Annotated in this window: 25 protein-coding genes and 1 pseudogene; 11 read left to right on the plus strand and 15 right to left on the minus strand. The window is 69.8% G+C overall.

Going from position 1 to position 24,518, the window contains the following annotated elements; all coding sequences use genetic code 11:
* Positions 1–61 precede the first annotated feature (61 nt).
* Both ABT340_RS19130 and ABT340_RS19135 read right to left on the minus strand, forming a co-directional pair.
* Positions 62–1,294, minus strand: a complete 1,233-nt coding sequence (locus tag ABT340_RS19130; protein ID WP_352012101.1) for a serine hydrolase domain-containing protein — start codon at positions 1,292–1,294, stop codon at positions 62–64.
* Positions 1,295–1,481: 187 nt separating this feature from the next.
* Entirely contained in the window at positions 1,482–2,624 is a 1,143-nt protein-coding gene (locus tag ABT340_RS19135; RefSeq protein ID WP_352012102.1) for an FAD-dependent monooxygenase, read from the minus strand.
* A 118-nt stretch (positions 2,625–2,742) separates the two neighbouring features.
* Between ABT340_RS19135 and ABT340_RS19140 the strand changes: the two genes are divergently transcribed.
* The gene (locus ABT340_RS19140) at positions 2,743–3,645 is read left to right on the plus strand and encodes a LysR family transcriptional regulator (protein WP_352012103.1); all 903 of its coding nucleotides are present in this window, start codon (positions 2,743–2,745) and stop codon (positions 3,643–3,645) included.
* 9 nt (positions 3,646–3,654) lie between these two features.
* Here the strand turns inward: ABT340_RS19140 and ABT340_RS19145 are convergent, their stop codons facing one another.
* The 4 genes and pseudogenes from ABT340_RS19145 to ABT340_RS19160 all read right to left on the minus strand — a co-directional run bounded on the left by ABT340_RS19145 (position 3,655) and on the right by ABT340_RS19160 (position 7,201).
* Positions 3,655–5,382 carry an amidase gene (locus ABT340_RS19145; RefSeq protein WP_352012104.1) on the minus strand — a complete coding sequence of 576 codons (1,728 nt, stop codon included), beginning with the start codon at positions 5,380–5,382 and terminating at the stop codon, positions 3,655–3,657.
* A gap of 390 nt (positions 5,383–5,772) precedes the next feature.
* Entirely contained in the window at positions 5,773–6,726 is a 954-nt protein-coding gene (locus ABT340_RS19150) for a methyltransferase domain-containing protein (protein WP_352012421.1), read from the minus strand.
* Positions 6,727–6,834: 108 nt separating this feature from the next.
* Positions 6,835–7,020, minus strand: a pseudogene (locus ABT340_RS19155) (hypothetical protein); the annotation flags it as partial.
* The gene (locus ABT340_RS19160; RefSeq protein ID WP_352012429.1) at positions 6,935–7,201 is read right to left on the minus strand and encodes a hypothetical protein; all 267 of its coding nucleotides are present in this window, start codon (positions 7,199–7,201) and stop codon (positions 6,935–6,937) included. The gene ABT340_RS19160 and the pseudogene ABT340_RS19155, both read right to left, overlap by 86 nt.
* Positions 7,202–7,415: 214 nt before the next feature.
* Between ABT340_RS19160 and ABT340_RS19165 the strand changes: the two genes are divergently transcribed.
* Positions 7,416–8,201: a TSUP family transporter gene (locus ABT340_RS19165; RefSeq protein WP_352012105.1), complete on the plus strand. Its 786-nt coding sequence runs from the start codon at positions 7,416–7,418 to the stop codon at positions 8,199–8,201.
* Between the two features lie 125 nt (positions 8,202–8,326).
* Here ABT340_RS19165 and ABT340_RS19170 read toward each other — a convergent pair whose 3' ends face one another.
* Entirely contained in the window at positions 8,327–9,403 is a 1,077-nt protein-coding gene (locus ABT340_RS19170) for an alkene reductase (RefSeq protein WP_352012106.1), read from the minus strand.
* Between the two features lie 206 nt (positions 9,404–9,609).
* Between ABT340_RS19170 and ABT340_RS19175 the strand changes: the two genes are divergently transcribed.
* The 4 genes from ABT340_RS19175 to ABT340_RS19190 all read left to right on the plus strand — a co-directional run bounded on the left by ABT340_RS19175 (position 9,610) and on the right by ABT340_RS19190 (position 12,577).
* Positions 9,610–10,176, plus strand: coding sequence for a TetR/AcrR family transcriptional regulator (locus ABT340_RS19175; RefSeq protein ID WP_352012107.1), 567 nt, complete (start codon positions 9,610–9,612; stop codon positions 10,174–10,176).
* Between the two features lie 64 nt (positions 10,177–10,240).
* Positions 10,241–10,471, plus strand: coding sequence for a YciI family protein (locus ABT340_RS19180; protein ID WP_352012108.1), 231 nt, complete (start codon positions 10,241–10,243; stop codon positions 10,469–10,471).
* A gap of 158 nt (positions 10,472–10,629) precedes the next feature.
* Positions 10,630–11,211: a hypothetical protein gene (locus tag ABT340_RS19185; RefSeq protein ID WP_352012109.1), complete on the plus strand. Its 582-nt coding sequence runs from the start codon at positions 10,630–10,632 to the stop codon at positions 11,209–11,211.
* Between the two features lie 283 nt (positions 11,212–11,494).
* Complete coding sequence (locus tag ABT340_RS19190) at positions 11,495–12,577, plus strand: protein kinase family protein (RefSeq protein ID WP_352012110.1); 1,083 nt, start codon at positions 11,495–11,497, stop codon at positions 12,575–12,577.
* A 63-nt stretch (positions 12,578–12,640) separates the two neighbouring features.
* Here the strand turns inward: ABT340_RS19190 and ABT340_RS19195 are convergent, their stop codons facing one another.
* Positions 12,641–12,835, minus strand: a complete 195-nt coding sequence (locus ABT340_RS19195; protein ID WP_352012111.1) for a hypothetical protein — start codon at positions 12,833–12,835, stop codon at positions 12,641–12,643.
* A 23-nt stretch (positions 12,836–12,858) separates the two neighbouring features.
* Here ABT340_RS19195 and ABT340_RS19200 point away from each other — a divergent pair, with 23 nt between their 5' ends.
* A complete protein-coding gene (locus ABT340_RS19200; protein ID WP_352012112.1) occupies positions 12,859–13,044 on the plus strand; it encodes a hypothetical protein in 186 nt (61 codons plus the stop codon).
* Positions 13,045–13,890: 846 nt separating this feature from the next.
* Here the strand turns inward: ABT340_RS19200 and ABT340_RS19210 are convergent.
* The 3 genes from ABT340_RS19210 to ABT340_RS19220 all read right to left on the minus strand — a co-directional run bounded on the left by ABT340_RS19210 (position 13,891) and on the right by ABT340_RS19220 (position 16,884).
* On the minus strand, positions 13,891–14,238 hold the full coding sequence (locus ABT340_RS19210; protein WP_352012422.1) for a peptidase inhibitor family I36 protein: 348 nt from the start codon (positions 14,236–14,238) through the stop codon (positions 13,891–13,893).
* Positions 14,239–14,755: 517 nt separating this feature from the next.
* Positions 14,756–15,100 (minus strand): hypothetical protein, encoded by a 345-nt coding sequence (locus tag ABT340_RS19215; RefSeq protein ID WP_352012113.1) that lies wholly within the window; start codon positions 15,098–15,100, stop codon positions 14,756–14,758.
* 245 nt (positions 15,101–15,345) lie between these two features.
* Positions 15,346–16,884: an MFS transporter gene (locus tag ABT340_RS19220; RefSeq protein WP_352012114.1), complete on the minus strand. Its 1,539-nt coding sequence runs from the start codon at positions 16,882–16,884 to the stop codon at positions 15,346–15,348.
* A gap of 82 nt (positions 16,885–16,966) precedes the next feature.
* Between ABT340_RS19220 and ABT340_RS19225 the strand changes: the two genes are divergently transcribed.
* Positions 16,967–17,524, plus strand: coding sequence for a TetR/AcrR family transcriptional regulator (locus ABT340_RS19225; RefSeq protein WP_352012115.1), 558 nt, complete (start codon positions 16,967–16,969; stop codon positions 17,522–17,524).
* Between the two features lie 408 nt (positions 17,525–17,932).
* Here ABT340_RS19225 and ABT340_RS19230 read toward each other — a convergent pair whose 3' ends face one another.
* Both ABT340_RS19230 and ABT340_RS19235 read right to left on the minus strand, forming a co-directional pair.
* Positions 17,933–19,528, minus strand: a complete 1,596-nt coding sequence (locus ABT340_RS19230; protein WP_352012116.1) for an alpha/beta hydrolase — start codon at positions 19,526–19,528, stop codon at positions 17,933–17,935.
* A gap of 241 nt (positions 19,529–19,769) precedes the next feature.
* Positions 19,770–19,928 (minus strand): hypothetical protein, encoded by a 159-nt coding sequence (locus ABT340_RS19235; RefSeq protein ID WP_352012117.1) that lies wholly within the window; start codon positions 19,926–19,928, stop codon positions 19,770–19,772.
* A gap of 207 nt (positions 19,929–20,135) precedes the next feature.
* Between ABT340_RS19235 and ABT340_RS19240 the strand changes: the two genes are divergently transcribed.
* A complete protein-coding gene (locus ABT340_RS19240) occupies positions 20,136–21,383 on the plus strand; it encodes a sensor histidine kinase (RefSeq protein ID WP_352012118.1) in 1,248 nt (415 codons plus the stop codon).
* Positions 21,371–22,009, plus strand: a complete 639-nt coding sequence (locus ABT340_RS19245; RefSeq protein WP_352012119.1) for a response regulator transcription factor — start codon at positions 21,371–21,373, stop codon at positions 22,007–22,009. The genes ABT340_RS19240 and ABT340_RS19245 overlap by 13 nt, the downstream gene beginning before the upstream one ends.
* A gap of 24 nt (positions 22,010–22,033) precedes the next feature.
* Here ABT340_RS19245 and ABT340_RS19250 read toward each other — a convergent pair whose 3' ends face one another.
* The gene (locus ABT340_RS19250; protein ID WP_352012120.1) at positions 22,034–23,035 is read right to left on the minus strand and encodes a hypothetical protein; all 1,002 of its coding nucleotides are present in this window, start codon (positions 23,033–23,035) and stop codon (positions 22,034–22,036) included.
* The gene (locus ABT340_RS19255) at positions 23,032–23,364 is read right to left on the minus strand and encodes a helix-turn-helix transcriptional regulator (protein ID WP_352012121.1); all 333 of its coding nucleotides are present in this window, start codon (positions 23,362–23,364) and stop codon (positions 23,032–23,034) included. The genes ABT340_RS19250 and ABT340_RS19255 overlap by 4 nt, the downstream gene beginning before the upstream one ends.
* Positions 23,365–23,578: 214 nt before the next feature.
* Here ABT340_RS19255 and ABT340_RS19260 point away from each other — a divergent pair, with 214 nt between their 5' ends.
* Positions 23,579–24,502 carry an NAD-dependent epimerase/dehydratase family protein gene (locus ABT340_RS19260; RefSeq protein ID WP_352012122.1) on the plus strand — a complete coding sequence of 308 codons (924 nt, stop codon included), beginning with the start codon at positions 23,579–23,581 and terminating at the stop codon, positions 24,500–24,502.
* Positions 24,503–24,518 lie beyond the last annotated feature (16 nt).

Below are 24,518 nucleotides of genomic sequence, written 5' to 3' on the forward strand. Positions count from 1 at the left end.
CCTGCCCCGTCCCCTGGACGCACCCGTGATGAACCAGACACGCATGGCACTCGCTCCTTCCTCAGTCGTCGAGGGCCTGGTAGAGGGTGGTCCAGAAGTCGCTCATCAGGTGCGCCGGGCTGGGGACGGTGTAGCCGAGCTGGCACAGCAGGATGCCGGTGAGCCGGTTGACCGGGTCGGCGTAGGCCGAGGTGCCGCTGCCGCCGTCCCAGCCGAACTGGCCGATCGGGGTGTGGTCACCGCGGTAGGTGCGCACCGCCATGCCCAGGCCCCAGCCGCCCTGCTGTCCCTGGCCGAAGGAGATGTGCACGTTGCCGGTGGCCATGGCGTGCCGGGTGGCCTGTTGCTCGGGCGTGAGCCGGTTGGTGGTCATCAGCTCGACCGCGGCCCGCGACAGGATCCGGTTGCCCCGGTGGGTGCCGCCATTGAGCAGCATCTGGAAGTAGGCGTGGTAGTCGTCGGCGGTGGAGACCAGGCCGCCTCCGCCGCTCTGGAACGCCGGAGGCCGGCTCCATCGTCCGTCCTTGGGCTCGTCCCAGGCGAGGAACTCGCCGGTGGCCGGGTCGGGGGCGTACAGGGTGGGCAGCCGGTCGATCTGGTCGGCGGGCACGTGAAAGCCGGTGTCCTTCATACCGAGGGGCTCGAAGACGCGCTCGCGCAGGAACTCCTCGAACGACTGGCCGGTGACCCTGGCCACCAGTACTCCGACCAGGTCGTTGCTGATCTGGTACTGCCAGCGCTCGCCGGGCTGGTACTGCAGCGGAAGCTCGCCCAGGCGGCGTATCCACTCGTCAGGTCCGGACATCGGCTCCGACAGGTTGGGCGTGAGCCCCCGGGCGAAGATCTCGTTCATGATCGGCGTGCCCAGCGACGTCATGTCCATGCCGAGCCCGAACGTGGAGGTCAGCACGTCCCGTACGGTGATCGGCCGACGTGCCGGCACGGTGTCGTCCAGCGGGGCGTCGGGGCGCGTCAGCACCCGTGGGCCGGCCAGTTCCGGCAGCCACGCGTCCACCACGTCGTCCAGCCGCAGCCGGCACTCGTCCAGCAACACCATCGCCGCCGCCATCGACAGCGGCTTGGAGGTGGAGGCCATCCGGAAGATCGTGTCCCGGCGCATCGGCGCGCCACCGTCATGCCGCATGGTCCCGAACGTCTCGACGTGTGTCTGACCGCCGCGGCTGACCAGGGCGACCAGGCCGGGGATCCTCCCCGAATCGACGTGCCTCGCCAGCACCCCGCGCAACCTGCGCAGTCCCGCCGCGGAGAAGCCGTCGTTGCTGTGTTCCATCATGAAACTCCTGACAATTTGTTGACCTTGTGGAACTCGGACGACCGTTCACGGCGTCCACCGTCGCCGGACGCTGTGGTACCGGGCCGCTGCCGTCCTGACGTGGCCGCTGGTACGGCACCGGCCCGGCCGGTGGCGCGCGCGAGGGTCCGGCGGGCTCCCGGCCCGTCATGGTCTCCATGGGCCGCGGTCACGTCACGGCGGGGCCGGAGACGTAGTTCTTCAACCTGACGATGCGCGCGAGGGTCACCTCCGTGGCGGTCATATCGGGCGCCTCCCGAATGGGGGAGCCCAGGAAGAACCGGTCGGCCCCTTCACGCCCCAGCTGCTGATGCTCGGCGACGAGGCCACGCATCTCCCGCTCGTAGGCGGCGAACGCCATCGTGTGGTCGCCGCCCGCGACGGCCAGTTCACCGGCCAGGACGTAGGCGCCGATCAGCGCCTGCGAAGCGCCGTGGCCCGAGGCCGGAGCCGCGCAGTAGCCGGCGTCCCCGAGGAGCACCACCCGGCCGGAGGACCAGCGGTCCATCTCCACCTGGGCGTTGGCGTCGAAGAAGAAGTCCTCCGCCCTGTTCATCTCCTCCAGCAGGTGCGGGATCCGCTCGCCCTCACCGGCGAACCGCTCGGCCACGATGCGTTTGTGCTGCGCGACGTCGTCGTGGTCGTAGGTCAGCGGTCCGGAGGCGAAGTGGAGCGCCACGCGCCCTTCGCCGTCGTCGCGGGCGCTGAGGAGGTCGGCCGTCTTGCCCGGAACGCTGTGGAGCGGGCCGGTGCCGCGCGGGTAGCGCCGACCGGGTAGGCCGAAGGCCACCGTGTAGAGGCCCAGGTGCCGGACGAACCGCTCCCTCGGCCCGAAGACCTGGGAGCGGGTCCGGGAGTGCAGCCCGTCGGCGCCGGCCACCAGGTCGAACCGGCGCGGCCGGCCGCGTTCGAAGGTGACCCGCACGCCGTCGGCGTCCTGCTCCAAGGCGGCGATCGAGTCGCCGAGGACGTACTCCACCTCCCGGCGGGTGGCCTCGTACAGCAGGCCGATCAGGTCACCTCTGAGGATCTCCAGGTGGTATTCGAAGATCATCGTGGGTGTGGCGGTGTACGGGCCGCCGTCGCGGCCCTTACCCGCCGCGTCGCCCGGATGCGTGTTCAGTGCGTGGACCTGCTCCAGCAGGGCCATGCGGTCCAGCACGTCCAGCGCCTCACCGCGGAAGCCCATCGCGTTCCCGCCCGTGCGTACCTGCGAGGCCCGCTCCACCACGGTGGGGGTGAACCCGTGGTGGCGCAGCCAGTACGCCAGGGCGGGCCCGGCGATGCCGGCACCGGAAATGAGGACGTCCATTACTTGCTCCATCGAACGAATAGATCGTGCGATTTGAGAATCAAGTACGGTTAGCACCCAGAACAACGATGAATGGTGAAAGATCACGTTCAGTGGGAGTAAACGGGGCAGGCCAGGCGTGGAACTGCGTGACATCGAGATCTTCCTGACCCTGGCCGAGGAGCTGCACTTCGGTCGCACCGCCGCCCGGCTGTGCCTGTCACCCGCCCGCGTCACCCAGGCGGTCCAGAAGCAGGAGCGGCAGATCGGCGCCCCGCTGTTCGAACGCACCAACCGCACGGTACGGCTGACGCCGGTCGGACAGCAGCTCCGCGACGACCTCCGGCCTCTCTACGCCGGGCTGAAGGACAGCGTGGAGCGCGCCCAGCTCGCCGGCCGGGGCATCACCGGCACCCTGCGCGTCGGCATGCTGCCCGCCAACGCCTACGACCTGCGCCCCTACTGGGACGTCTTTCGCCTCCGGCACCCACAGTGGAGACTGCGCGTCCAGAAATCCCAGTTCAGCGACGCCTTCGCCATACTGCGCCGTGGGGACATCGACGCCCTGATCACCTGGCTGCCCGTCGACGAGCCGGACCTCACCGTAGGACCCGTCCTGTTCGCCGAACCCCGGGTGCTGGCCGTCTCCACCGGCCACGAGCTCGCTCGGCGCACGTCGGTCTCACTGGAGATCGCCGCCGACTTCCAGCATCCGCAGTCCGACACCCGGCCCGGCTACTGGTACGACGCCTACATTCCGCGCGAGACCCGCCGCGGCCGCACCATCGAGCGCGGCCCCGTGGTGCAGGACACGGAAGAGGCCATCACCCTCGCCAGCATGGCCGAGATCGTCGTGCTCTTCCCCTCCCACATGACTCGCTACTGGGTACGGCCGGACATCACCTACCTGCCGGTCACCGACATGGGGCCGCTGCCGTACGCGCTGGTGTGGCGAAGTGAGGCGGAGAGCGAGCCCATCCGGGCACTGGCCGGGATCATCCGCGATCTGGGCCCTCTCCCGTCGGCCCCGGCCGCCCCTTGACGCCGCCCGTCACCCGCGGGCCGGATCCGGCACCGATTCGCCGTCCGTCCCGGCCGGAGTCCGGGGCGACATGAGGCGGAGCCGGTTCAGGGGCGGGGTGCTCGCCGGTGGGCGGCGGTGACGCGTGGCCTGCTCGTAGTCGAACCCGAGTCCCAGCAGTGCCGGTTCGCTGAACGGCCGTCCCAGTAGTTCGACTCCCACCGGCATGCCGTCGGGTGTGAAGCCGGCCGGGATCGTCAGGGCGGGGAACCCGGTGTTGGCGGCGAGGGCGCAGACCCTGAGCCCCTCCTGAGGCCTCCCGATCGGCGCGGCCTGCTGTGAGACCGCCGGGTAGACCAGTGCGTCCAGGTCGTTGTCCTCGAACAGCTTGTGGAGCAGCTGTTGCGCCTGCGCGCGCCGGGCCAGCCGTTGGCGGTAGGCGTCCTGCGGGCCGGTCGAGGTGCCCAGCCGTTCCTTGAGCCGCTTCAGGACCGTGGGCGTGACCTGGCCGGAGGCGACGATGTCGGCCAGGGTCACGATGTCGGCCGGTGGCTCCAGCCGGGCCAGTGAACGGGGGAACCGTGTGCCCGGCGCCGCCAGGTAGCGATTGAGATCGCGTTCGGTCTCGTCGGTGAACACGCTGGAGCCGTCCACCGCCGAAATCAGCGCGGGTTGGGCCGGCAGATCGACGACGGTCGCACCCTGCGAGGCCATGTCCCCGGCGGCCGCCCGGACCAGCGCCGTCGTGACCTGCGCGGGCCCCGACGTACTCAGGTAGTCGGTGAACACGCCGATGCGTGCGCCGACCAGGGCGGTGTCGTCCAGGGTGGCGGTGTAGGTGCGGGGGATCCGTCCGATGGACGCCTTGGTGGACGGGTCGTCCGGGTCGTATCCGGCGGTGGCGTCCAGGATCAGTGCGATGTCGCTGACCGACTTGGCGATGGGGCCGCCGACGTCCTGCGTGTCGGAGAGAGGCGCGATGCCGTCACGGCTGGACAGGCCCTGGCTCGGCCGCAGGCCGACCAGGCTGTTGTGCGCCGCCGGGCTGCGGATGGAGCCGCAGGTGTCCGAGCCCAGGCCGGCCGCGCCGAAGCCGGCGGCGACGCCGGCGCCCGTGCCGCCGCTGGAACCACCCGGGTTACGAGTCTGGTCGTAGGGGTTGCGGGTCTGCCCGCCGAGCGAGCTGATGGTCTCGATGCCGGAGGCGAACTCGTGCAGGTTGGTCTTGGCGACGACGATCGCGCCGGCCGCGCGTAGCCGCGCGACCTGTTCGGCGTCGTCGGCGGGACGCCAGTTCCTCAGCGCCAGCGAACCGTTGGACGTGGGCAGGTCTCCTGTGTCGTAGTTGTCCTTGACCAGGATCGGGATGCCGTGCAGCGGGCCGCGGACGCGCCCCAGCCGGCGTTCGGCGTCGAGCCGGGCGGCGTCGGCGATCGCCGTCGGGTCCATGCGGATGACCGCGTTGACACCGGGCTGGTCGGCGTACGCCTGCTCGTAGGCGTCGACGCGTGCCTGGTATGCCTTGACCAACCGGACCGAGGTGACCTGACCGCTCGCCAGTAGTTCACGCAACCTGGTGGCGTCCATGTCCACCACCCACTCGGCGATGTCGCCCGGTGCCGTCCGGCTGCCCGCGCCGCCAGGTGCCGCACCGTCGCCTGTCGCGGCGCCGGCTGTGACGGCGGGCGCCGCCAGGAGAAGGACACCGGCCGCCAGGGCCGCTGCTCGGGTGTGCCGGTTTCGCCTTCGTCGTGCCACATCGGCCTCCTCGTCACCGATTGGCGCCTTGAGGTGCAAGCACGGGAGATGAGCGTTCGGCCCCGCCGACCGTGAACAGCGGCTGACTGTGCCGTCCCGATTATGGTTCAGGAGTGCCGCAGCGGCCATCCCCCAATCCAGGCCCCTCGGCTCCGCCCACGGCAAACGTCGGCGCCATCCCGACACACCGTTTCGCCGCCCTCCAACCTCTACCAGGGCCGGAGCAAGCGGCGGAGATCCAACGGATCCAGGTCTTACGGCCTCGTGCATGATGAGCCATGGCCTCTGAGGTCTTGGCCCGTTGGGCCAGACGCGGTAGGAACGCTCGGACGGACGATCATCCGGGAGAACCGCTGATCACGGGCCTGCCGCCGGACTTCGGAACAGGACCTAACCGAGTGCCGGCGGGTGCTCGGCTGGACGGCGCCCCCAGGCCGAGATCAGCGGTGCGAGCGTCAGGTCGAGTTCGCCCGCGTGGACGGCGGCCAGGTGCGCGTCGATCTCGGCGTCATCGGCCAGGCCGGCCGCGAGCAGTTCGCCGCGCACGTGCCTGATGGTCGCCGCCTCCAGCCGGTCGCAGGCCGGGCCGCCGACCGGGAAGGAGCCCGCCGCGGCGACATCCACCAAGCCGGCCTCACGCAGTGCCCGTGGCAGTGTCCGTCCGTAGCGCAGGTCCGCGCCGCGGCGCTTCAGCAGCTCCCGGACCGCGTTGCGCAGCCGGTTGGCCCGCCGCTGCGCCGGGCCGTCGTCGTCCAGGCATGCCAGTGGCTGCAGAGCGGTGTCGGCGTCCTCGACCAGCAGCCAGCCACCGGGCCGCAGCGCCGCCACCATCGTGGCCAACGCCCGAGCCCGGTCGGGTACGTGGACCAGCACGAGCCGGGCGTGCACCAGATCGAACGTCCCCGGCTCCGGGGGCGGATCAGCGGCGACGTCGTGCCGGCGCACCTCGTACCCGCCGCCCGCCTCCAGCCACGACGGGTCGATGTCCGTGGCCAGCACGTACCCGGCCGGACCGACGGCCGCCGCGAGTGCCTCCGGGATACTGCGGCCACCGGCTCCCACCTCCCAGCAGCGCGAACCGGCCCCGACCCCCAGCCGATCGAGGTGCCCCCGCGTCACACCGTCGAACAGCTCGGCCAGCCAGACGAATCGCTCGCCCGCCTCGGCGCGCGCGTTGTCCAGCAGGTACCCGCGGGCGGGAGCGGGCTCTCCACCGAGCACGGTGGTCCCGTCCGCCGGATCCGGTCGGCCACCGACGTGCGGCGAGCCGGGCGAGGAGGTCATCACCACATGGTCACCTCCCCGGATCACCGGCGCCACGACGACGGGGGAGGGATATCTCACACAGCAGGCGAACCTCGCACCGTCCAGCGGCAGGCCAGGGTCCGCCGACGAGCGGTATTCAGCGGGGGAGAGGCCGTAGGCGGCGCGGAAGGCGCGGCTGAAACGAGCGTTGTCGGTAAGGCCCCAGCGGGCGGCGATGAGATGGATCGGCTGGGAGCGCAGGGCGGGATCGGCCAGGTCACGGTGGCAGTGTTCCAGGCGGCCACGGTCAGGTCCTGGTCCCGGAAGAGCTGGTACAGGTGACGGATGGAGATCTGGTGGGCGGCGGCGATGACCTCGGGGCGTAGCCCGGATCGTGGAGGTTGTGCTGGACGAAGGCGTGGATGCGTCTTCGCAGCACCTGCCGGTGGGTTTCCGGTGGCAGGGTGGCGGTCGCCTCGGGGTGGTGGGCGCGCACCGTGGTGAACAGGGGTCGCCGGGGGAACCGGGTGTGTTCGAACCCGTCCGGCAGTTCACCGTTCGAGAGTCCTGCCATGAGCTCGCCCGGGACCTGTGTCACGGTAAGCGTGACCTCATTCACCAGGAGCACCGGGACGGCATGGGCGACGGGTCTGCCGGGGCCGCCACCTCCCACCGTGCCGGCCGCCCAGCAGTGGACCCCTGGCGGGTTGTGAAGCCGGCGAGCCATCATCTGTCCGCCATGTCATCCTGTGAACGGACCTTTGAGACAGAGCAGAAGCGGTGAGCCCATGAGCTGGTGGCAGGGTCTGCTCGGGTTCACCGCGGGCTTGCTGATCGCGGTGGTGACCGCCCCCGTCGGGGTTTCGGGGGCGGTGTTCCTGCTCCCGGTCCAGCTCAGCGTGCTGCAGGTGCCGAACCCGGCGGTGACGCCCACCAACCTGCTGTTCAACATCGTGGCCGTCCCCGGCGCGTTGCTGCGTTACCGCAGGCGTGGTCGTCTGGGCGGCCCGCTGACCCGCCTGCTGGTGCTCGGCACCCTGCCCGGCGTCGTCATCGGCGCGCTCGTGCGGGTCTTCCTGCTGCCCGGCGCTCAGGTGTTCCGTCTTCTGGTCGCATGCCTGCTCTTCCCGCTGGGCCTGTGGCTGTGCGTGCGCACCGTACGCCCACTCCGCCGCCGCAACACGCCGGACGACCCCTCGCCGGGCGCCGTCACCGCGCTCGCACTGGCCGTTGGGGCCGTCGGCGGGATGTACGGCATCGGCGGCGGATCGCTCCTTGGGCCGATCCTGGTCGGGCGTGGCCTACCGGTCGCCACGGTCGCCCCCGCCGCGCTGGCCTCGACGTTCCTCACCTCGATCGCCGGCGCGCTCACCTACACCGTCCTGGCGCTGACCGCCCCCGGCGACATCGCACCGGACTGGGCGCTGGGTCTTCTGTGCGGCCTGGGCGGGCTGGTCGGCGGCTACCTCGGCGCCCACCTGCAGCCCCGTCTGCCGGAAACCGGGCTGCGGCTGCTGCTGGGAGCCTTGGCCGTCGCCCTGGCCTGCCTCTACACGGTCCAGGCGCTCATCTGACGGCCGTGCGGGGAAGCGGCTCTTGGGCGGCTCCTGATGGTCGGCCATGTCGGACGCACTGTCTCAGTACCGCAGGAGGACAGACGCCGCTGCCTTGATGGCGCCGGCCGGGGAATCCGCGCTGTTCAGCTCCGGCTCGGCCACGTCCCGTAGTCGGTGTAGCCGCGCCGGCCGCCGGCGTAGAACGTGGCGGGGTCGGCCGGGGCCAGGGGCAGGTCGTCCTGGTAGCGGCGGACCAGGTCCGGGTTGGCGATGAAGGGCGTGCCGAAGGCGATGAGGTCCGCGCCGCCGGTGCGCACCGCCTCCTGGGCGCGAGCGAGGTCGTAGCCATTGTTGGCGATGTACGCGCCGGTGAAGGCGGCGCGCAGGGCGCCGTAGTCAAGAGTGCGGGTCTTGGCCATCATGTCGCCCTCAAGGATGTGCGCGTAGGCCAGGCCGCGCGGACTCAGGCGGCGGAGGTAGTCCTCGAAGTGGGTCTGCGGATCGGTGTCCGACATCGAGTTGAAGCTGTTCTCCGGGGTGAGGCGCACGCCCACGCGCCGCGCCGGCCACACGGCGCACACCGCGTCCAGGACCTCGTTCAGCAGGCGCATGCGGCCCTCGGTGCCGCCACCGTAGCGGTCGGCGCGGTGGTTGGCGCCGTCGCGCAGGAACTGGTCGATGAGATATCCGTTGCCGCCGTGCACCTCGACGCCGTCGAAGCCCGCCTGCTTCGCCCGTTCGGCCGCGTGCCTGAACTGCGCGACGACTCCGGGAATCTCATCGGCCGCGAGTTCGCGCGGCACGACGAAGTCCTGCGGGCCCGCGTAGGTGACGGCCTGGCCGGCGGGACGCAGCGCGGAGGGGGCTGTCGGTGTGGCGCCGTCCAGCAGGCTCGGGTGTGAGATCCGGCCGCAGTGCTGCAGCTGGACGAAGACGCGCGCGCCCTGTTCGTGGATCTCGTCGGTCAGCCGTCGCCAGCTTGCCGCCTGGTCATCGGTGTGGATTCCGGGGGTGCAGGGGTAGCCCACGGCCTGCGGCGAGACTGTGGTGGACTCGGTGATGACCAGCCCGGCGGTGGCGCGTTGCCGGTAGTAGGTGACCATCATCGGCGGAACCCGCCCTGCCCTGTCGGCTCGGTTGCGGGTCATCGGCGCCATCACCATCCGGTTGGCCAGGGTGAGGTCGCCCAGCGAAAAGGATTCGAACAGGTCGGCGGGCATGGGGTCTCCGTTACGCTCACGATCTAGGACAGTTGTCCTACGAGGCGGTCACGCTAGGTCGGTTGTCCTAGAGATGTCAAGCCCCGGCGCACTGGCGGCTCGGGGGCGACGGCGATGCCGGAGGTCGGCTTGACGGTCCTAGGACAAGTGACCTAGGGTTCGCTAGGTCAAACGTCCTAGCAAGGGCGTGGCCGAAGGAGGAACCGATGAGTGGCGCGGCGACCCGTGAACAGATCGTCGATGCCGCGGACCGGCTGTTCTACCACCGCGGCTACGAGCACACCTCGTTCGCCGACATCGCCGCAGCGGTCGGCCTGTCGCGCGGCAACTTCTACTACCACTTCAAGTCCAAGGACGCGATCTTGGACGCCGTGATCGAGGCCCGGCTCGCCGGTACCCGGCACATGCTGGAACAGTGGGAGAGCCAGCAGCCCACCCCCGACGGCCGCATCCTGCAGTTCGTCGAGATCGTGCTGACCAACGGCACCGACATTCAGCAGTACGGCTGCCCGGTGGGCACCTTGAACACCGAACTCGCCAAGCTTGGACACACCCTGCATGGTCAGGCCCGCGGACTGTTCACACTGTTCCGCGACTGGCTGCGCGAGCAGTTCACGCTCCTGGGGTACGGCGAGCAGGCCGACGACCTGGCCATGCACGTGCTCGCCTTCAGCCAAGGCGTCGCCGTGTTGTCCCACACCTTCCGCGACGAGGAATTCGTCCGGCGCGAAGTCGACCGGATGCGCGACTGGCTGAGCACCTACAGGAAATGAGAGCTATCTGATGTTCGTGGTCCTGCTTCGCTTCGCCGAGAATAAGGATGCCGCAGGCACGCACATGAGCGGCCACCAGGAGTGGATCAGGCGTGGCTTGGACGACGGCGTGTTCCTGCTGGTCGGCAGTATCAAGCCCGGTCTCGGCGGCGCGGTCCTGGCGCACGGCACCTCGCTTGCGGAGCTGGAGAAGCGGGTGAACGACGACCCGTTCGTGGCCGGGAACGTCGTCGGCGCGGAGATCATCGAGATCGCACCAGGCATGGCGGACGAGCGCCTGGGCTTCCTGCTGTGACGGCGCCGTTCCTCGGTCCGGACGGCCGCCGCTCCACCGTCGCAGCCTCGCCGACCTGATTCGCGGCTGGTCCGCCGAGCGCGCGGGGTGTCGTCTTCGCGTAACCCCACGCTGATCTCGTCAGAGAGACGATCCGCGACAGCGGTAGGGGCCGTCGCGTGCCCCTGAATCCGAATGGGCTCCTCACCGAGGGGGCCGCTGTACGCCTGGCCGGCGACAACGTCGTCGACTGTCAGACCGGCGGCGTCTCCGTCCTGCTCGGCGACGCCGCAACCGTGGTCATCGCGGATCCGCGGGACGGGCTCGACGTGAGCGGCGTATGGAACAGCCGCCGGTTCCACCTTCACGGACCGTTCGTCGACGACGTCGGCGTCCGCCTGTTCGGACATCCCCCGACTCCTCCGGATGGAACCGGCCCCACGCCCGGAGGTGGGGCCGGCCCATCTGCTGATCCGGCTGCCGGAAGGTCGCATATACCTGGGAGTCGGCAGGCCCGGGCAGGCCGGGTACACGAACGGCGTCTGAGCTGTGCCGCCCTGACGATAGAGCCGGAACTGACCCCGGAACTCCTGGACCGGGTCAGGCCGTCTGCCGAACCCGAGACGGTGCCGAATCTGGACTGGCTCACACGTATGACCACAAGACCGCTCGAAGCGCTGACGCGGTTCGTCCTCGTCGGGATCGGTGCCCTCGTCGCCGCCCGTCAGCACGAAGTAGTTGACCGCGACGATGGTTCGTAGCCGTCGGGGGGTCAGGGGCGACGCGGTACTCACGGGGGAATCCTGGCAGTGGCGCTCGGGCCTGGATATCCGTGACGATCCCTGCTGTCACGAACACGCCTGGTTCCCTTCTGCGGGAGAAGGATTTGTGACGGCGCGTCCGTGCCCCTGACCGCTTCCGCCCGCTGCTCCTGGTCCTGCTCCGAGAAAGGGCCGTCCATGAGAGCGGCCGACCCTTTCGGCGTAAGGTCGACGCCGTACGTGGGATCGCCGAAGCCCTGGTTCGGGCACCGAGGAGCCGTCGATGCTGGACCAGGATTCGCCGCACGCCGCGCGTCTGGCCGGCTACGGGACCGTGAGCACTCAACTGTCCCTGCTGAGCGACCGTCGGCTCGGGGAGGTCGTGGCGGCCGCCACCCCGATCGGGTCGGGCATCGGCGGCAGGTCGGCAGAGCTGGACGTCGGCGGAACGCGCGTCTTCGTCAAGCGGATCCCTTTGACGGACACCGAATTGCGCCCCGAGAACGTACGGTCCACGGCGAACGTCTTCGAACTGCCGATGTTCTACCAGTACGGGGTGGGCTCGGCCGGGTTCGGTGCCTGGCGGGAGCTTGCCGTGCACACCATGACCACGAACTGGGTTCTCGGCGACGAGTACGCGGGCTTCCCCCTGATGTACCACTGGCGGGTTCTGCCTGACTCTCCTCCCGAAGGATTCACCGACGAGTTCGGGGGTCTGGAGGGGGCCGTCGCGCACTGGGAGGGATCACCCGCCGTTCGCGACCGGCTGGAGGCCATCGGCCGGTCCTCGTGCAGCCTGGTGCTCTTCCTGGAGCACGTGCCGTACACACTCGCCGGATGGCTGGCCGACCACCGCGAAACCACCGTGCTGGACGGCGGGGGCGGCTCGCCCTTCCGCTGGGTCGAAGAAGCTCTGACGAGCGGAGCCGCCTTCATGAGCTCTCGCGGGCTCGTCCACTTCGACGCCCACTTCGCCAACATCCTGACCGATGGCCGCCGACTCTACTTCGCCGACTTCGGACTTGCTCTGAGCTCCCGCTTCGACCTTTCGGCGGACGAGTCCGGCTTCCTCTCGGACCATCTCGCGTACGACCACTGCTACACCGCGAGTCACCTGCTCCGGTACCACCTGCTCGACGGCGTGCGCGGTGACACGGAACGTGAGGTCTTCCTGCGCGACTGGATCGCAGGCCGGCGGCCTGACGACATCCCGCCCGAGATCACGGCCATCATCGACCGGCACGCCCGTTCTACCGTCGTCCTGGACTCCTTCTTCCGTCGTCTGTTCATCGAGAGCAAGCGGACGCCGTTCCCGGCTGCGGAGATCGGGCGGCGGTTGGACGCCGACGCCGCGACCCCGGGCTGATCCAGCCCTCACCTCGATCGTCCGGCGGTACGGCATCGGCTGCCATGGCCGCCGCCTACCGACTCACCGGTTCACTTCTCCCGCCGCCCGCTCCGCCTCGTACAGGGCGTAGGGGTCGTGCAGTTCCCGGCCGAGGGCGTCCCGTAGCCAGGAGGCGTCCCGTACGGACGCGCGCTGGGACGCGTCGGACCGGCCCTCGCCGGTGAGGTTGGAGGCGAAGATCCCCGCGGCCGATCGGGGAGAGCCCGCCCTCCTCATCGCGGACGGGTGGTGTCGCGGTCGTGCCCGCCCTCGGCCACGTGCCCGACGAGCGCATATCCGCCGTGCCGCTGCGGACCTACACCGCCGCCCACCGAACCGTGCTGGCGATCCACCGGGAGGACAACGCGAACCCGGTGCTCGGCGACTTCCTGACGGCCCTGCGCCAGGCGGTTCCCCAGGACGCCGACCACCTGCTCGCGCTGTGACCCCGGCCGGGAGACCGCCGAGCCGGGCGACGGTCAGCGGGAACCGGCGCTGTCTGTGGATCCGTGGGATCGCCCGTACGGAAGATGACCGCAGTGAATCAGTGGCTTTCTACGGACCGGGGCTTCTGCTGAGGGAATTTGGTCACCCTGCGCCCGGCTGGGAATCGGGATTTCCGGAAGGGCCGCCCACGATCCGGTCACGGAATTATGCGTATCCGGTGACGCGTCCCTGACATGGCGGCCCGCCGATCGGATAGGCCTTCCTGCTTGCCATAAAGATTAATCAAACACTCTATGATTTCCTGCGTCATAAATTGGAGGATCGGCGCCGTTCAACAACGGGCGTCCGTTACCGGGATCCGGATTTTCCGAGGATCGTAACGGCCCGGGCATGACCTGCTGGAGGCGGCTGAACGAGTGGCACGGGGCAGGCGTCCGGCAGCGCCTGCACGAGGTGTTCCTGGCCGGGCTCCGAGCGGCCAACGCCGTCGACCTCTCCCGGCCTCGGTGGGTTCCTCCCACCTCAGCGCCCCAAAAAGGGCGCAGACCGGGCCGTCCCCGGTCGACCGCGGACGGTCAGGCAGCAAGCACCACCTGACCGTCGACGTCGAGGCGCAACTCGCCGAACTCGCCACCGGCGACTGCGGCCACCGCGCCCCGCGTACCTCCGTGACCTGGGATGACACTCTGACCGGTCGGTTCTACCAAACCGTGACGACTACCCGCCCAGCTCAGCCACCTCGCTGACCAGCCACGCCCTCCAGCCGGCCGAGACCGGGCAGCGCCGGAAGCTCTCCGCCCCTACCGGGGTCGGCCGGGCTCAACGCGACGTCTACCCGCCCATCGTCAGAGGTGGCAGTCCTGGGTGTATGAGGAGATCTTGTCGTTGGCGGACGACCCGACGTTGTCCACCCAGGAATTCGGGTTGACGCCTATCAGGCGCCTACCCCCATAGTCCGAATGCTCGTAGAAACACACATACGTATCGGTGCGGTTCCAGATGGAACTCGTCAGGTCGTTGATATGGGAGCCGACGTTGGCACGCTCGGTTCCCGGCGCGTTGCTGTAACGCCCCCTGCCGTAAGTGTCGCCGTAGAGGCATACATAGCCCGCGGGACACGCGTCCCAGTCCATCGCCTTCGCCTGAGCCGGTGCCGCGGTGACCAAGGTGGCCGTCGCGCACGCCGCCAGCATGGCGGCCACCAGACTCCTTCGCTTTCCCACTCGCCTCACTCCCTCGTCGGTCTCGGTTTCACTGTTGGCTTCCGCTCACGCCGACTGCCGGACGAGCCGATGACTCTCCGTGAATCCATTTCTCCCTACGCGTTTCCCTCCTTTGCCGGGTGAGCTATAAGCCACTTTTTCAACCCGTACTCAGGATGTCATTGATGGCTTCTGTACCTTTTATTGACTATTTCTGCACCGCCGCGCGGCAGGCGGAAGACGTCGGCGCCGCGCGCTTCCCGGCTGGCCGGAGTCTTACGGCGTCAGGTCAGACGGGCCGTCCGGGGCGTCCCATGAGATGAATGGACAAATTCCAGAACAGAGCGTTGCCGCAGGCCACAGCGGCGCTCGACCGTGAGTTTCGGTCCTGGCGTTCGGGGACGAGTCCGGTGCTCGCCGTCGCGATGACGACGGCGGGGACGTCGCCGCAGGTCGTACTGCTCGCCAACGGCTTTCATGTCGTCCGGAAACCCCGGGGCGCTCATGGCTACCTTGCGTCTGATCGCACGCGCCCCGGCGGAGGAGCGCTACGCAACACCGAGGACGGGCCGACCGTCATGTCGGCACCGCTCGTCATGACCATCGCCGCCCCGGGTGAGCTTGAGGACACCCCGTTCGTGTCCTTCCCGATGGCCCACCACGGGCCGCCCTGTCGCGGAGCCCGCACGGCGCCGCCGGGCGGCAGACACTTGACCACGTCCGGCCGTACTTCGCCGTAGAGCCGGACGTGCTGCCAGAACGGCGGTGTCAGCCCCTCGGGGTCGGCCACGACGTCCTGCGGCGTCAGGCTGTCGATCTCCGCGCGGGATCGCCCTTCCGAAACCCGGTGCACGGCTCCCGTTATCCGCTGAGATCCACTCCGATCTCGGCGGATAACGTCACTACGGCAGTCGGGAAGCCGGGGTGGGACCCAACAGATAAGAGCAGCAGGGGAGCGGTCCGTCGGGGCCGGCCGTCATGGACGCTTCCCGACACACCCGAAACCGCCCTCCACCTGACCTTCTGTGACACGAACACGATCAAGCAGAAGCTCCGCAATCGTGATCACTCATACAGCCGGCTTCGGGAGCGGAGGCCCTAGTGGTCCGCCTTCACCAGGTCGGCCTGTGCGGAGACTCCGCGCAGCATGATGGCTGCGAAGATCGCCACCCCGGTCAGGATCAGGGCCGCGAGGCCGCCTGTCCATGCGAGTGCCTGGGTGAATGACGTCGCCGCGGCGTCGGCGAGCGCCTGTCCGAGCGCACCGGGCAGTTCGGCGGTGAAGGCGAGGGCTGCGGCGAGCGTCTCCTCAGCCGCTGAGAGCACAGTGCCGGGCAGGCCGATGGGCGCATGGGAGGCCAGGCCGGTCCGGTAGAACCCGAGCAGGATGGAGCCGAGAACGGCTGTGCCGAGTGCTGTGCCCACTTCGTAGGCGGTCTCGCTCACGGCTGCGGCTTGCCCGGCGTGCTCCGGGCGCACCGAGCTCATGATGATGTCGTTGGTCAGCGTCAGGCCGACCCCGGCGCCGAGGCCGACCAGGCACAGCGAGATCGCGATCACGAACGGCGGGGTCTGGGGTGTGAGGAACAGCAGCATCCCGAATCCTGCCGCGGTGATGACGCCTCCCGCCGACACGAGGATCGACGCGGGGATCCTCTTGACGAGTGCGGCGGCGAGGAACCCCGCGATCGCGGAGACCGCGGCTTGCGGCAGCATCCAGAGGGCGGCCTGAACGGTGGAGAGCCCTGCGATGAGCTGCAGGTGCTGCGTCAGCGCGAAGAGTGCGCCGACCAGGGCGAACACCGACAGCAGGTCGACCACGACCGCGCCGGTGAAGGAGCGGACCCGAAACAGCCGGACGTTGATCATCGGGTTCGGGATGCGCAGCTGGCGCACCACGAACAGCACCAGAAGCACGGCGCCGGAGACGAACGTGACGAGCGCCGCCAGTGGTTGCTCTCCCTCGGCGAGGGTCTTGACGCCGTAGACGAGCGTCACCATTCCGGTGAGGGAGAGCGCGATGCTGGGGACGTCGATGCGTCCCGGCATCGGGTTGGCGCTCTCGGGCACGAAGATCGGGGCGAGTGCCAGCAGGATGATCATGACCGGGATGTTCATCAGGAAAGCGGCATGCCAGCTGAAGGCTTCGATGACCCAGCCTCCGACGATCGGGCCCGCCGCGGCGCCCGCGGAACCCATCGCGGCCCACACCGCCATTGCCGTGCGGCGCTGGTTTCGATCGAGGAACATGTTGCGGATGATCGACAGCGTCGAGGGCATGATGGTCGCGCCGGCTACCCCGAGCAGCGCTCGGGCGAGGATCAGCATCCACGGCGCACTCGCCAGCGCTCCCAGCACGGACGCCGCCGCGAATCCCACCGCTCCGATCAGCAGGAGCCGACGGCGGCCGATCCGGTCGCCGAGGGACGACATCGTGATCAGGAGACCCGCGAGCATCAGCGAGTAGATGTCGAGGATCCACAGTTGCTCGGTGCCCGAGGGCTGGAGATCCGTGGTGATCGCGGGCAGCGCGAAGACCAGCACCATGCCGTCGATGGCGATCAGCAGCATCGGCAGTACGAGCACTGCCAGTCCGATCCAGGTACGAGCTGTCGCCCGCTGTGTGTTCTCGGTCATCTTTCCCTCCCGAGCCAGTTACTTCACCAAACGGTATACTACACCAGGCGGTATACTAACCCTGCGGAGACGAGGAGGGGACATGGCGCGACCGAATGCGCGACCGGCGATGATCGAGGCGGCCCTGCGCGTCGTCGAGGAGCGCGGCATCACCGCGCTCACCCTGGACGCGGTCGCGGCCGAAGCCGGGGTGACCAAGCGCGGGCTGATCTACCACTTCCCGACGAAACACGCGCTGCTCGCCGGGATTCACGAGTTCCTCGCCGACCGCGTCGAGCGGGGGCTGCGCGAGGCGACCGGCAAGGAACCGGAGGAGGCGACGCTCGCCGAACGCACGAGGGGATACGTGCTGGCATGCACCGGAGCCTCCACGCGTCTGGAGACGCGTCTGATCGCCGAGGCGGGCAACGAGCCCGACTGGATGGCTCCCTGGCAGCGGGTCTACGACCGCTGGTTCCCCGGTGACGCGGCGCCGATCGACGAGCACGACGACGAGGCGATGCGGTGCCTCATGGCGCGCATGGCCGCCGACGGGTTCTGGGGATACGAGAACGCCCTCGGCGCCTCCTTGCCCAGCGGGGTCAGGGAGCGGCTTGTCGACGAGATTCTTGCCCTCATTCCTGAGCCGCCGGCGCCCTGAGCGGGTCTGCCCACCGCCTGGGCTCACCTTATGAGCGGTACCGCAACTCGATCTGCCCGGCCTCCTCGCCGACCACCGGCGACGGCCCTGCCCGCCAAGCCCTCGCCGTCGGGCAGGTCATCCGCCGCGGCCAGGGCCACTCGCTGCGCCCGTCGGCCCCGTTCACCCTTCACCGCGCCGTGTTGGAGCAGGACGTCAGCCTCATCGAGGGCACCGAACCGCGTCATCAGTGGCAGGCGGTACCGCGGACGACGCCCGCCGCTGACAAGAACTCGACGCCGGCTCCTCGGGAGTACTGTCACCGACCCGGCGCCCAGGCTCGCATCCTGCTTTGAGGGCCTCGGGAACGATTGACAAGCTGACCTGGCATCAGCCGGTCCGCGACGAGGCATCGGGCCGGTTGCGTCGTCACCCTGCCGGAGTGGTGTCCTTGACGCAGGTGACGTCGCCACCGGGCAGGACGCCGTCGATCAGGTAGCGCTCGACGGTGGTGTTGACGCAGGAGTTGCCGGCGCCGAGGTAGGTGGCGTGGCGATAGGCGCCGCGCAGGGTGACCATGCGGGAGCCGGTCAGCGCCCGGTGCATGGCCTGCTGGCCGAGGTAGGGGGAGCCGGGGTCGCCGTCGTTGCCGACGACCAGCACCGGGACACCGTTGCGGACCTTGGTCGGCGCCTCCACCGGAGCGGTGGGCCAGAACGCGCACGGGGTGATGTTGCGGATCAGCGGCCCGTACAGCGGCTCGTCGGCGCGGTGGGCCTGGATGTCGCGGAAGTAGGTCTCCGGGTCGCGGGAGGCGGCCCGGTCGGCGCAGATGATCGGGGCCTGGGCGTCGAGCGCGCCCGTCCCGGTGAACAGGCTGTCGAGGGACGCCTTCAGCGACGGCGGGGCGGTGACCACGGTGCCGCGGGTGGCGTCGGCCAGCGCCCGCACCTGGGTGGCGAAGTCGGCGTAGGCCTTTTCGCCGTCCTCGTAGAGAGGCCCGAAGAGCAGGTAGGGGATGTGGTGAGAGTCGATCCGGTACCCACCGATCCGCAGCGGGCGCCGGGCGGCGGCCCGGTTGACGTGGTTGACGGTGGCCAGGACCTTGGTGGTGGTGTCGCCCAGGCCGTGATCCTTGTCGTGCGCGGCGGCCCAGGCGGCCCAGTTTCTCAGCGCGGCGGTGATGGCCGGCGCGTTCCCCGACAGCAGGCCGGGGCCGTAGGTGTCGGGGTTGACCGCGCTGTCCAGCACGATCCGGTCGGCTCTCGCACCGAACATCTGCGTGTAGACCGCCCCCAGGTAGGTGCCGTAGGAGTATCCGAGATAGGACAGTTTCGGCTCACCGAGGACGGCGCGGACCACGTCCATGTCGCGGGCGGTGTTCCGGGTGGAGGCGTACGGCAGCACGTCGCGGTTGCCCCGGGCGCATTTGGCCGCCAGTTCCTTCATCAGGGCCGCGCTCTCGTTGAAGGTACGGCGGTTCGGACCAGCCGAACGCAGGAAGACGTCGGTCTTCCATCCGCAGCGGATCGGTGTGCTGCGGCCCGTGAAGCGCGGGTCCATTCCGATCAGGTCGTAGCGGGAGGTGAGGGCGGGTGACCATTGCGCGAGGGACGCCACCAGGTCCAGTCCGGGTCCTCCGGGGCCGCCAGGGTTGGTCAGCAGAACGCCGCGCCGTCCGGCGGGGTCGGTGGCCTTGATCCGGGAGATCGCCACCGAGATGGTTCGCCCGCCGGGCCTGCGGTAGTCCAGCGGGACGGTGACCTCGGCGCACTGGGCGCCCGCCGCGTCCAGGCTCGCGCCCGCCCTGTCGTCCGGTCCTGTCTTACAACCGTGCCAGTCGAGCCTTTGATGGTGGAAGCGGATCGGCCTGTCGGCTCCCGCGGGGGTTTCCGCGAAAGCCGGGGCGGCGGCCAGGCCGAGGGCGCCCAGTGCGACGGCGGCCGCGGTGGCCAGGGCCGGCAGGCCGTGCCTCCTGGCAGGACCGGACGTGACCGGAGGGGATGGAACGGTGGAGTGCGACATGGGATCTGTCTCCCTGCTTGATGACCGGTTTGCGGTGCTATCGAGCATGGTGCCGAGATGATCCGTGATCGACCCCGCTGAATGGAGTCGTGAAGGTACGGCCAGCCCTACCGTCACGCCGCAGGAAACTCGCCGAGAACCCGTGACGGTGACGAGCCGACCGGCTCGGGAAGGCGAATGAGGCCTCGTCGGGCGACCGGGTCCCCGTACTTCTCGGAGACGCCGCCGAAGGTGACACCGCTCATGAACGGCGCCGGGCGTAGTGGTGGACGATCAAGGCCGCGATGGAGCCGCCGGAGATGATCCCGGCGACCAGGCCGACGCCCTCGCCGACGCCGCCGATGCTGTTGCCGACGCTGTTGACGACGGCGCACACGGTGAAACCGGTCCACAGGAGCACGCGGAGCACGGTGCCGTCGCGCGGTGGCTCGGGCCGACGGAAGGGGGCGGACGGCCGAGGCCGGTCGGCAGGTGTGACGCGGCAGGGGTCATTCATACTGATCACCCTAGAAATTGGCTCTGCCTGGGGAAATGCCGTAATCTGCCAGGCCGATGGTAGTGCAGGGTGGAATGAAACGATCCTCCGCCTCAGCTTAGGGTGGGGGAGATGAGCAGGGACGCTTTCGAGGCTTTGGAGCGCCTGGCGGGAGGTCTCGGCACCGCGATCCTCGCCTTCCTGGTCCTCGTGTTCTGGATCATGGTCGCCGCGGCCTGCCTCGTGGGGGTGGGTCTGCTGATGATCCCGCCGATGCTGGCGCTGACCAGGGCGGTGGCCGAACGGGAACGCGGCCGGCTCAACCGCTGGGGGCTGGAGGTCGTCACCCCCTATCCGCAGCAGGACACGGCGACGGGCTGGACGGCCAGGATCCGCGCCGCCCGCCGCGACCCGGCGACCTTTCGCGATCTGGGCTGGGTGGCCGCGCATGCCACGCTGGGGCTGACGCTTGGCCTTGTCGCCGTCCTGATGCCGACGATGACCTTGCGGGACGCGACGTCCCCGTTCTGGTGGGGCCTGATGCCGCCGGAGGGCCGGATCACCAGCTACGAGCTGCCGATCACCACGTTTCCGGCCGCGCTGGCAGCCGCGCTGGCGGCCGTGGTCGTCCAGGTGATCGCCGTCATGCTCGCCCCGCGGATGGCCAGGTTGCAGGCGCTGCCCGGGGTGCGGCTCCTGCGCCCGCATCCGTCGATCGACCTGTCGCGGCAGGTCGCCCGGCTCACCGCGACGCGCGCGGGCGCCCTGCGGGCACATGCGGCCGAACTGCGCAGGATCGAGCGGGCGCTGCATGACGGCGCGCAGAACCGGCTGGTCGCCGTCGTGGTGACGGTCGCCGTGGCCAAGCGGGCGCTGGCCAGAGAGGCGGCTCGGACAGGCCTGGCGCTCGACGGGCCGCGAGAGGCGCTCGACGAGGCGCAGAGTGCCGCCGAGCAGGCGGTGGCCGAACTGCGCGGGGTCGTCCGCGGCATCCTGCCGCCTGTCCTGGAGGACAGGGGGCTGTCCGGGGCGCTGAGCGCTCTGGCGGCGGGCAGCGCGATCCCGTGCGCCTTGACCGCCGACGACCTGGGGCGGCTGCCGCTGTCGGTGGAGACCACCGCCTACTTCGTCGTCGCCGAAGCGCTGACCAACGTGGCGAAACACAGCGGCGCGCGGAGAGCCCTGGTCGAGGTGCGCCGTGACGGCGGCCTGCTACGCGTGGTGGTGAGCGACGACGGCAAGGGCGGAGCCTCGGAGGCCGACGGCACCGGGCTGGGCGGCATCCGCCGCCGGGTCGAGGCACACGACGGAACCATCGTGCTGACCAGCCCGCGGGGCGGGCCGACAACCATCGAAGTGGAGTTGCCGTGCGGATCGTGATCGCCGAGGACGACGCGTTGCTGCGCCGGGGCCTGGTGCTGCTGCTGACCGGCGAGGGATTCGAGGTGGTGGCCGCGGCCTCCGAACCTGAGGGGTTCCTGGCCGCGGTGGCCGAGCACCGGCCCGATGTGGCAGTGGTGGACGTGCGCATGCCGCCCACCCACACCGACGAGGGGATCAGGGCCGCCGTCGAGGCCCGGCGGCTGAACCCCGGCCTGGCGGTGCTGGTCCTGTCGGCCTACGTCGAGCAGGCCTTCGCCACGAACCTGCTGGCCGAGGGGACCCACGGGGTGGGATACCTCCTCAAGGAGCGCGTGGGCAAGGTGGAGGAGTTCCTGGACGCCCTGCACCGGGTGGCCGCGGGCGGGACGGCGATGGACCCCGAGGTGATCGCCCAGCTGTTCACCCGCCGCCGCGACCCGATGGAACGGCTGACCGCCCGCGAACGCGAGGTGCTGGCCCTCATGGCCGAAGGGCTGGGCAACACCGCCATCGCCCAGCGTCTGGTGGTGACCGACGGCGGCGTGCAGAAACACATCCGCAGCATCTTCGCCAAGCTCGACCTCGCCCCGACCGACCAGGTCGACCGCAGGGTCGCCGCGGTCCTGCGCTATCTGGAAAGCTGAACGCCACGCGGCCTCTCCGGGACGTCAGGGCCGTCTTGGCTTGTTCAGGTCATCGTTCGGCGGCTCTCCGGCTGACTCGTCCCGCCGTTTCACCTCTATGCCCCAGCGCTTGCGGAGCCACTCCACCCCGGCGTAGAAGCCGGCGACACCCGGCAGGGTGAACAGGGCGGAGCCCCACCCCTGGGAGAGATGCACGTTGATCACGCCGAAGGCCAGGGGCGGGCCGAGCAGGCTCCAGGTGAGCCAGTCCGAGGCGAGCACCCAGCACGCGATCCGGCGTAGCCGATGGAACCGTGGCCGGTCCGGCCTCAGGAGGGCCTCGCGGAGTTGCCACACGCGGCCGAACTGCCGGAGGGCGTAGACGACCTGCACGGTCCTGGTGGACTTCAGCTGTGCCAGGTCGTACAGCTCGGCGTTGAACTCCTCGGCGTAGCGGTCCCGGCGTACGGCCGGGAGCAGCTTCATCATGAGGCTCACCATGTGTTCCGCCGACCGGGATATGGGGACGGCCTTCTCCTCCACCACGGTCGGCTCCGCCGGCGACGCCTGCGCGCTGAGCCTTTCGAGGCGCTCGGAGATCTCCACGGCCCTCTGCCCCATGGCGTCCAGGTGGTCGGCGAGGATCCGGGCGCGAGCACGGGTGCGGGCGTAGTCGAGGTCGAGCTCGTAGGTGGGGATGCGGTCAAGGTCGAAGCCGAGGGCGTGGGTGCGTTCGAGCGCGTGGTGAAGGGCGTGGGCGAGGTCGCGGGCCTGGTGGGAGCCGCGCTGGAAGTCCAGCGTGTAGGTACGGACGAAGGTGAGGGTGTGGTCCAGCCTGCGAGCGAGGGTCAGGGCGCGGTCCAGGTCGATGACGTTGGTGCGGCTGAAGCTTTGATCTTCGAAGGAGTGGAGGTAAACGGGGCCGGAAGCGAGGAGCTGGGCCTGGTCGAGGGCGTGGACGAGGGCCCGGTCGAGGGCGAGGGCGAGGTGGCGGTCGATGACGAACCTGCTGGGGTTGGCGATGGAACCCTGGGGGAGGTCGCTCAACTTCCGCCGCCCAGCCGTGGGCTCAGACCACGCAGCGTGCCGATCCTGGTGTGTGCCTGGGCGAGCGCGAGGCGGGCGTTCTCGGCGCCGTCGGGGGTGAGCCGGTAGTAGCGGCGGCGAGGCCGGGCCGCCTCGTGGGGGTTGACGTCCTCGAAGCGTGACTCCAGCCAGCCGATGCCCTCGAAGCGGGCGAGGATGGGATGGATGGTGCCGCTGGCCAGGCCGGAGGCGGCGCAGACCTCCAGTCCGTACATCTCCCGCGTGGGGTCGTCGAGGAAGGCGCGTAGCACGAGCTGGGTCGGGATGGTCATCCTGGGAGGCTTACCCATGCTCTAACTCTAGCTAGGGTGCGGGCGAAGAGGTAGTGGTGGCGATCCACGCCGTGAACCTGTCTGTCACAACGGCGCCGGCCGTCTCGTCCTTGTGATGTGTTCAACCAAGACAGGAGGTCGTCATGGCACAGGCCGTCACGGGAAACGTGCTCCGCACGCCGGTCTTCGGCGTATGGACGTGGAGCTGGCCGCAGGCGTGGGAGCGGGTGCGATGAGGGTGCTGCTCGCAGGCGCGACCGGTGCGATCGGGTTGCCGCTGTTGTCGGCGCTGGCCGGGTCGGGGCACGAGGTGATCGCGCTCATCCGTCACCCGGCCAAGCGGCGGCTCGTCGTGGATCGCGGCGCGCTCCCGGTGATCGCGGATGTGATGGATCGTGACGGGTTGCTGCGCGCGGTCGAAGGGCACCGGGCCGACGTGGTCATGCACCAGGCCACGGCGCTGCGGAAACCCGGACTCAGGCTGCGCCCCGACGACCCCACCATCGCCCTCCGCGACAGGGGCACCGCGCACCTCCTTGAGGCGTCGCGGGTGGTGGGCGCGCGTCGCTTCGTCACCCAGTCACTGATCACCGGGTACGGCTACCGCGATCACGGCACCAGGGTCCTGACCGAGAACGACGTCTTCGGGCTGCGCGTCGGCAACGTGGGCGACCTGGTGACGGACTCCAGCGTGGCGACCGAACGACAGGTGTTCGACGCGGACGGCATCGAGGGCATCGCCCTGCGGTACGGGATGTTCTACGGCAGGAACGCGTTCAGCGACATGTTCGCGGACCTGATGCGCAGGCGGGCTCCCGTACTCCCGCGAGGGAGGACGGGGACCACCTCCTTCGTCCACGTGGAGGACGCGGCGGCGGCCACGGTCGCGGCCATGGAACACGGCGGCGCGGGGGAGGCGTACAACATCGTGGACGACCGGCCGATGAGCTGGCGCGACTTCCTGACCACGGTCGCCCGTGCGCACGGCACGCCTCGTCCCGTCGTGACGCCAAGATGGTTGGTCAGGCTGGCCGTGCCGTACCTGGGCTGCCTGCTGATCGACACCACGATGCGGGTCTCGCACGCCAAGGCCACCCGCGACCTGGGCTGGACCCCGGTGCACCGGAGCGTGTCCGACGGGTTGAAGGTTCGCTGAGAACACGCCGGGGCGG

It is taken from the genome of Streptosporangium sp. NPDC000239, assembly GCF_040300765.1.
Taxonomy (GTDB): domain Bacteria; phylum Actinomycetota; class Actinomycetes; order Streptosporangiales; family Streptosporangiaceae; genus Streptosporangium.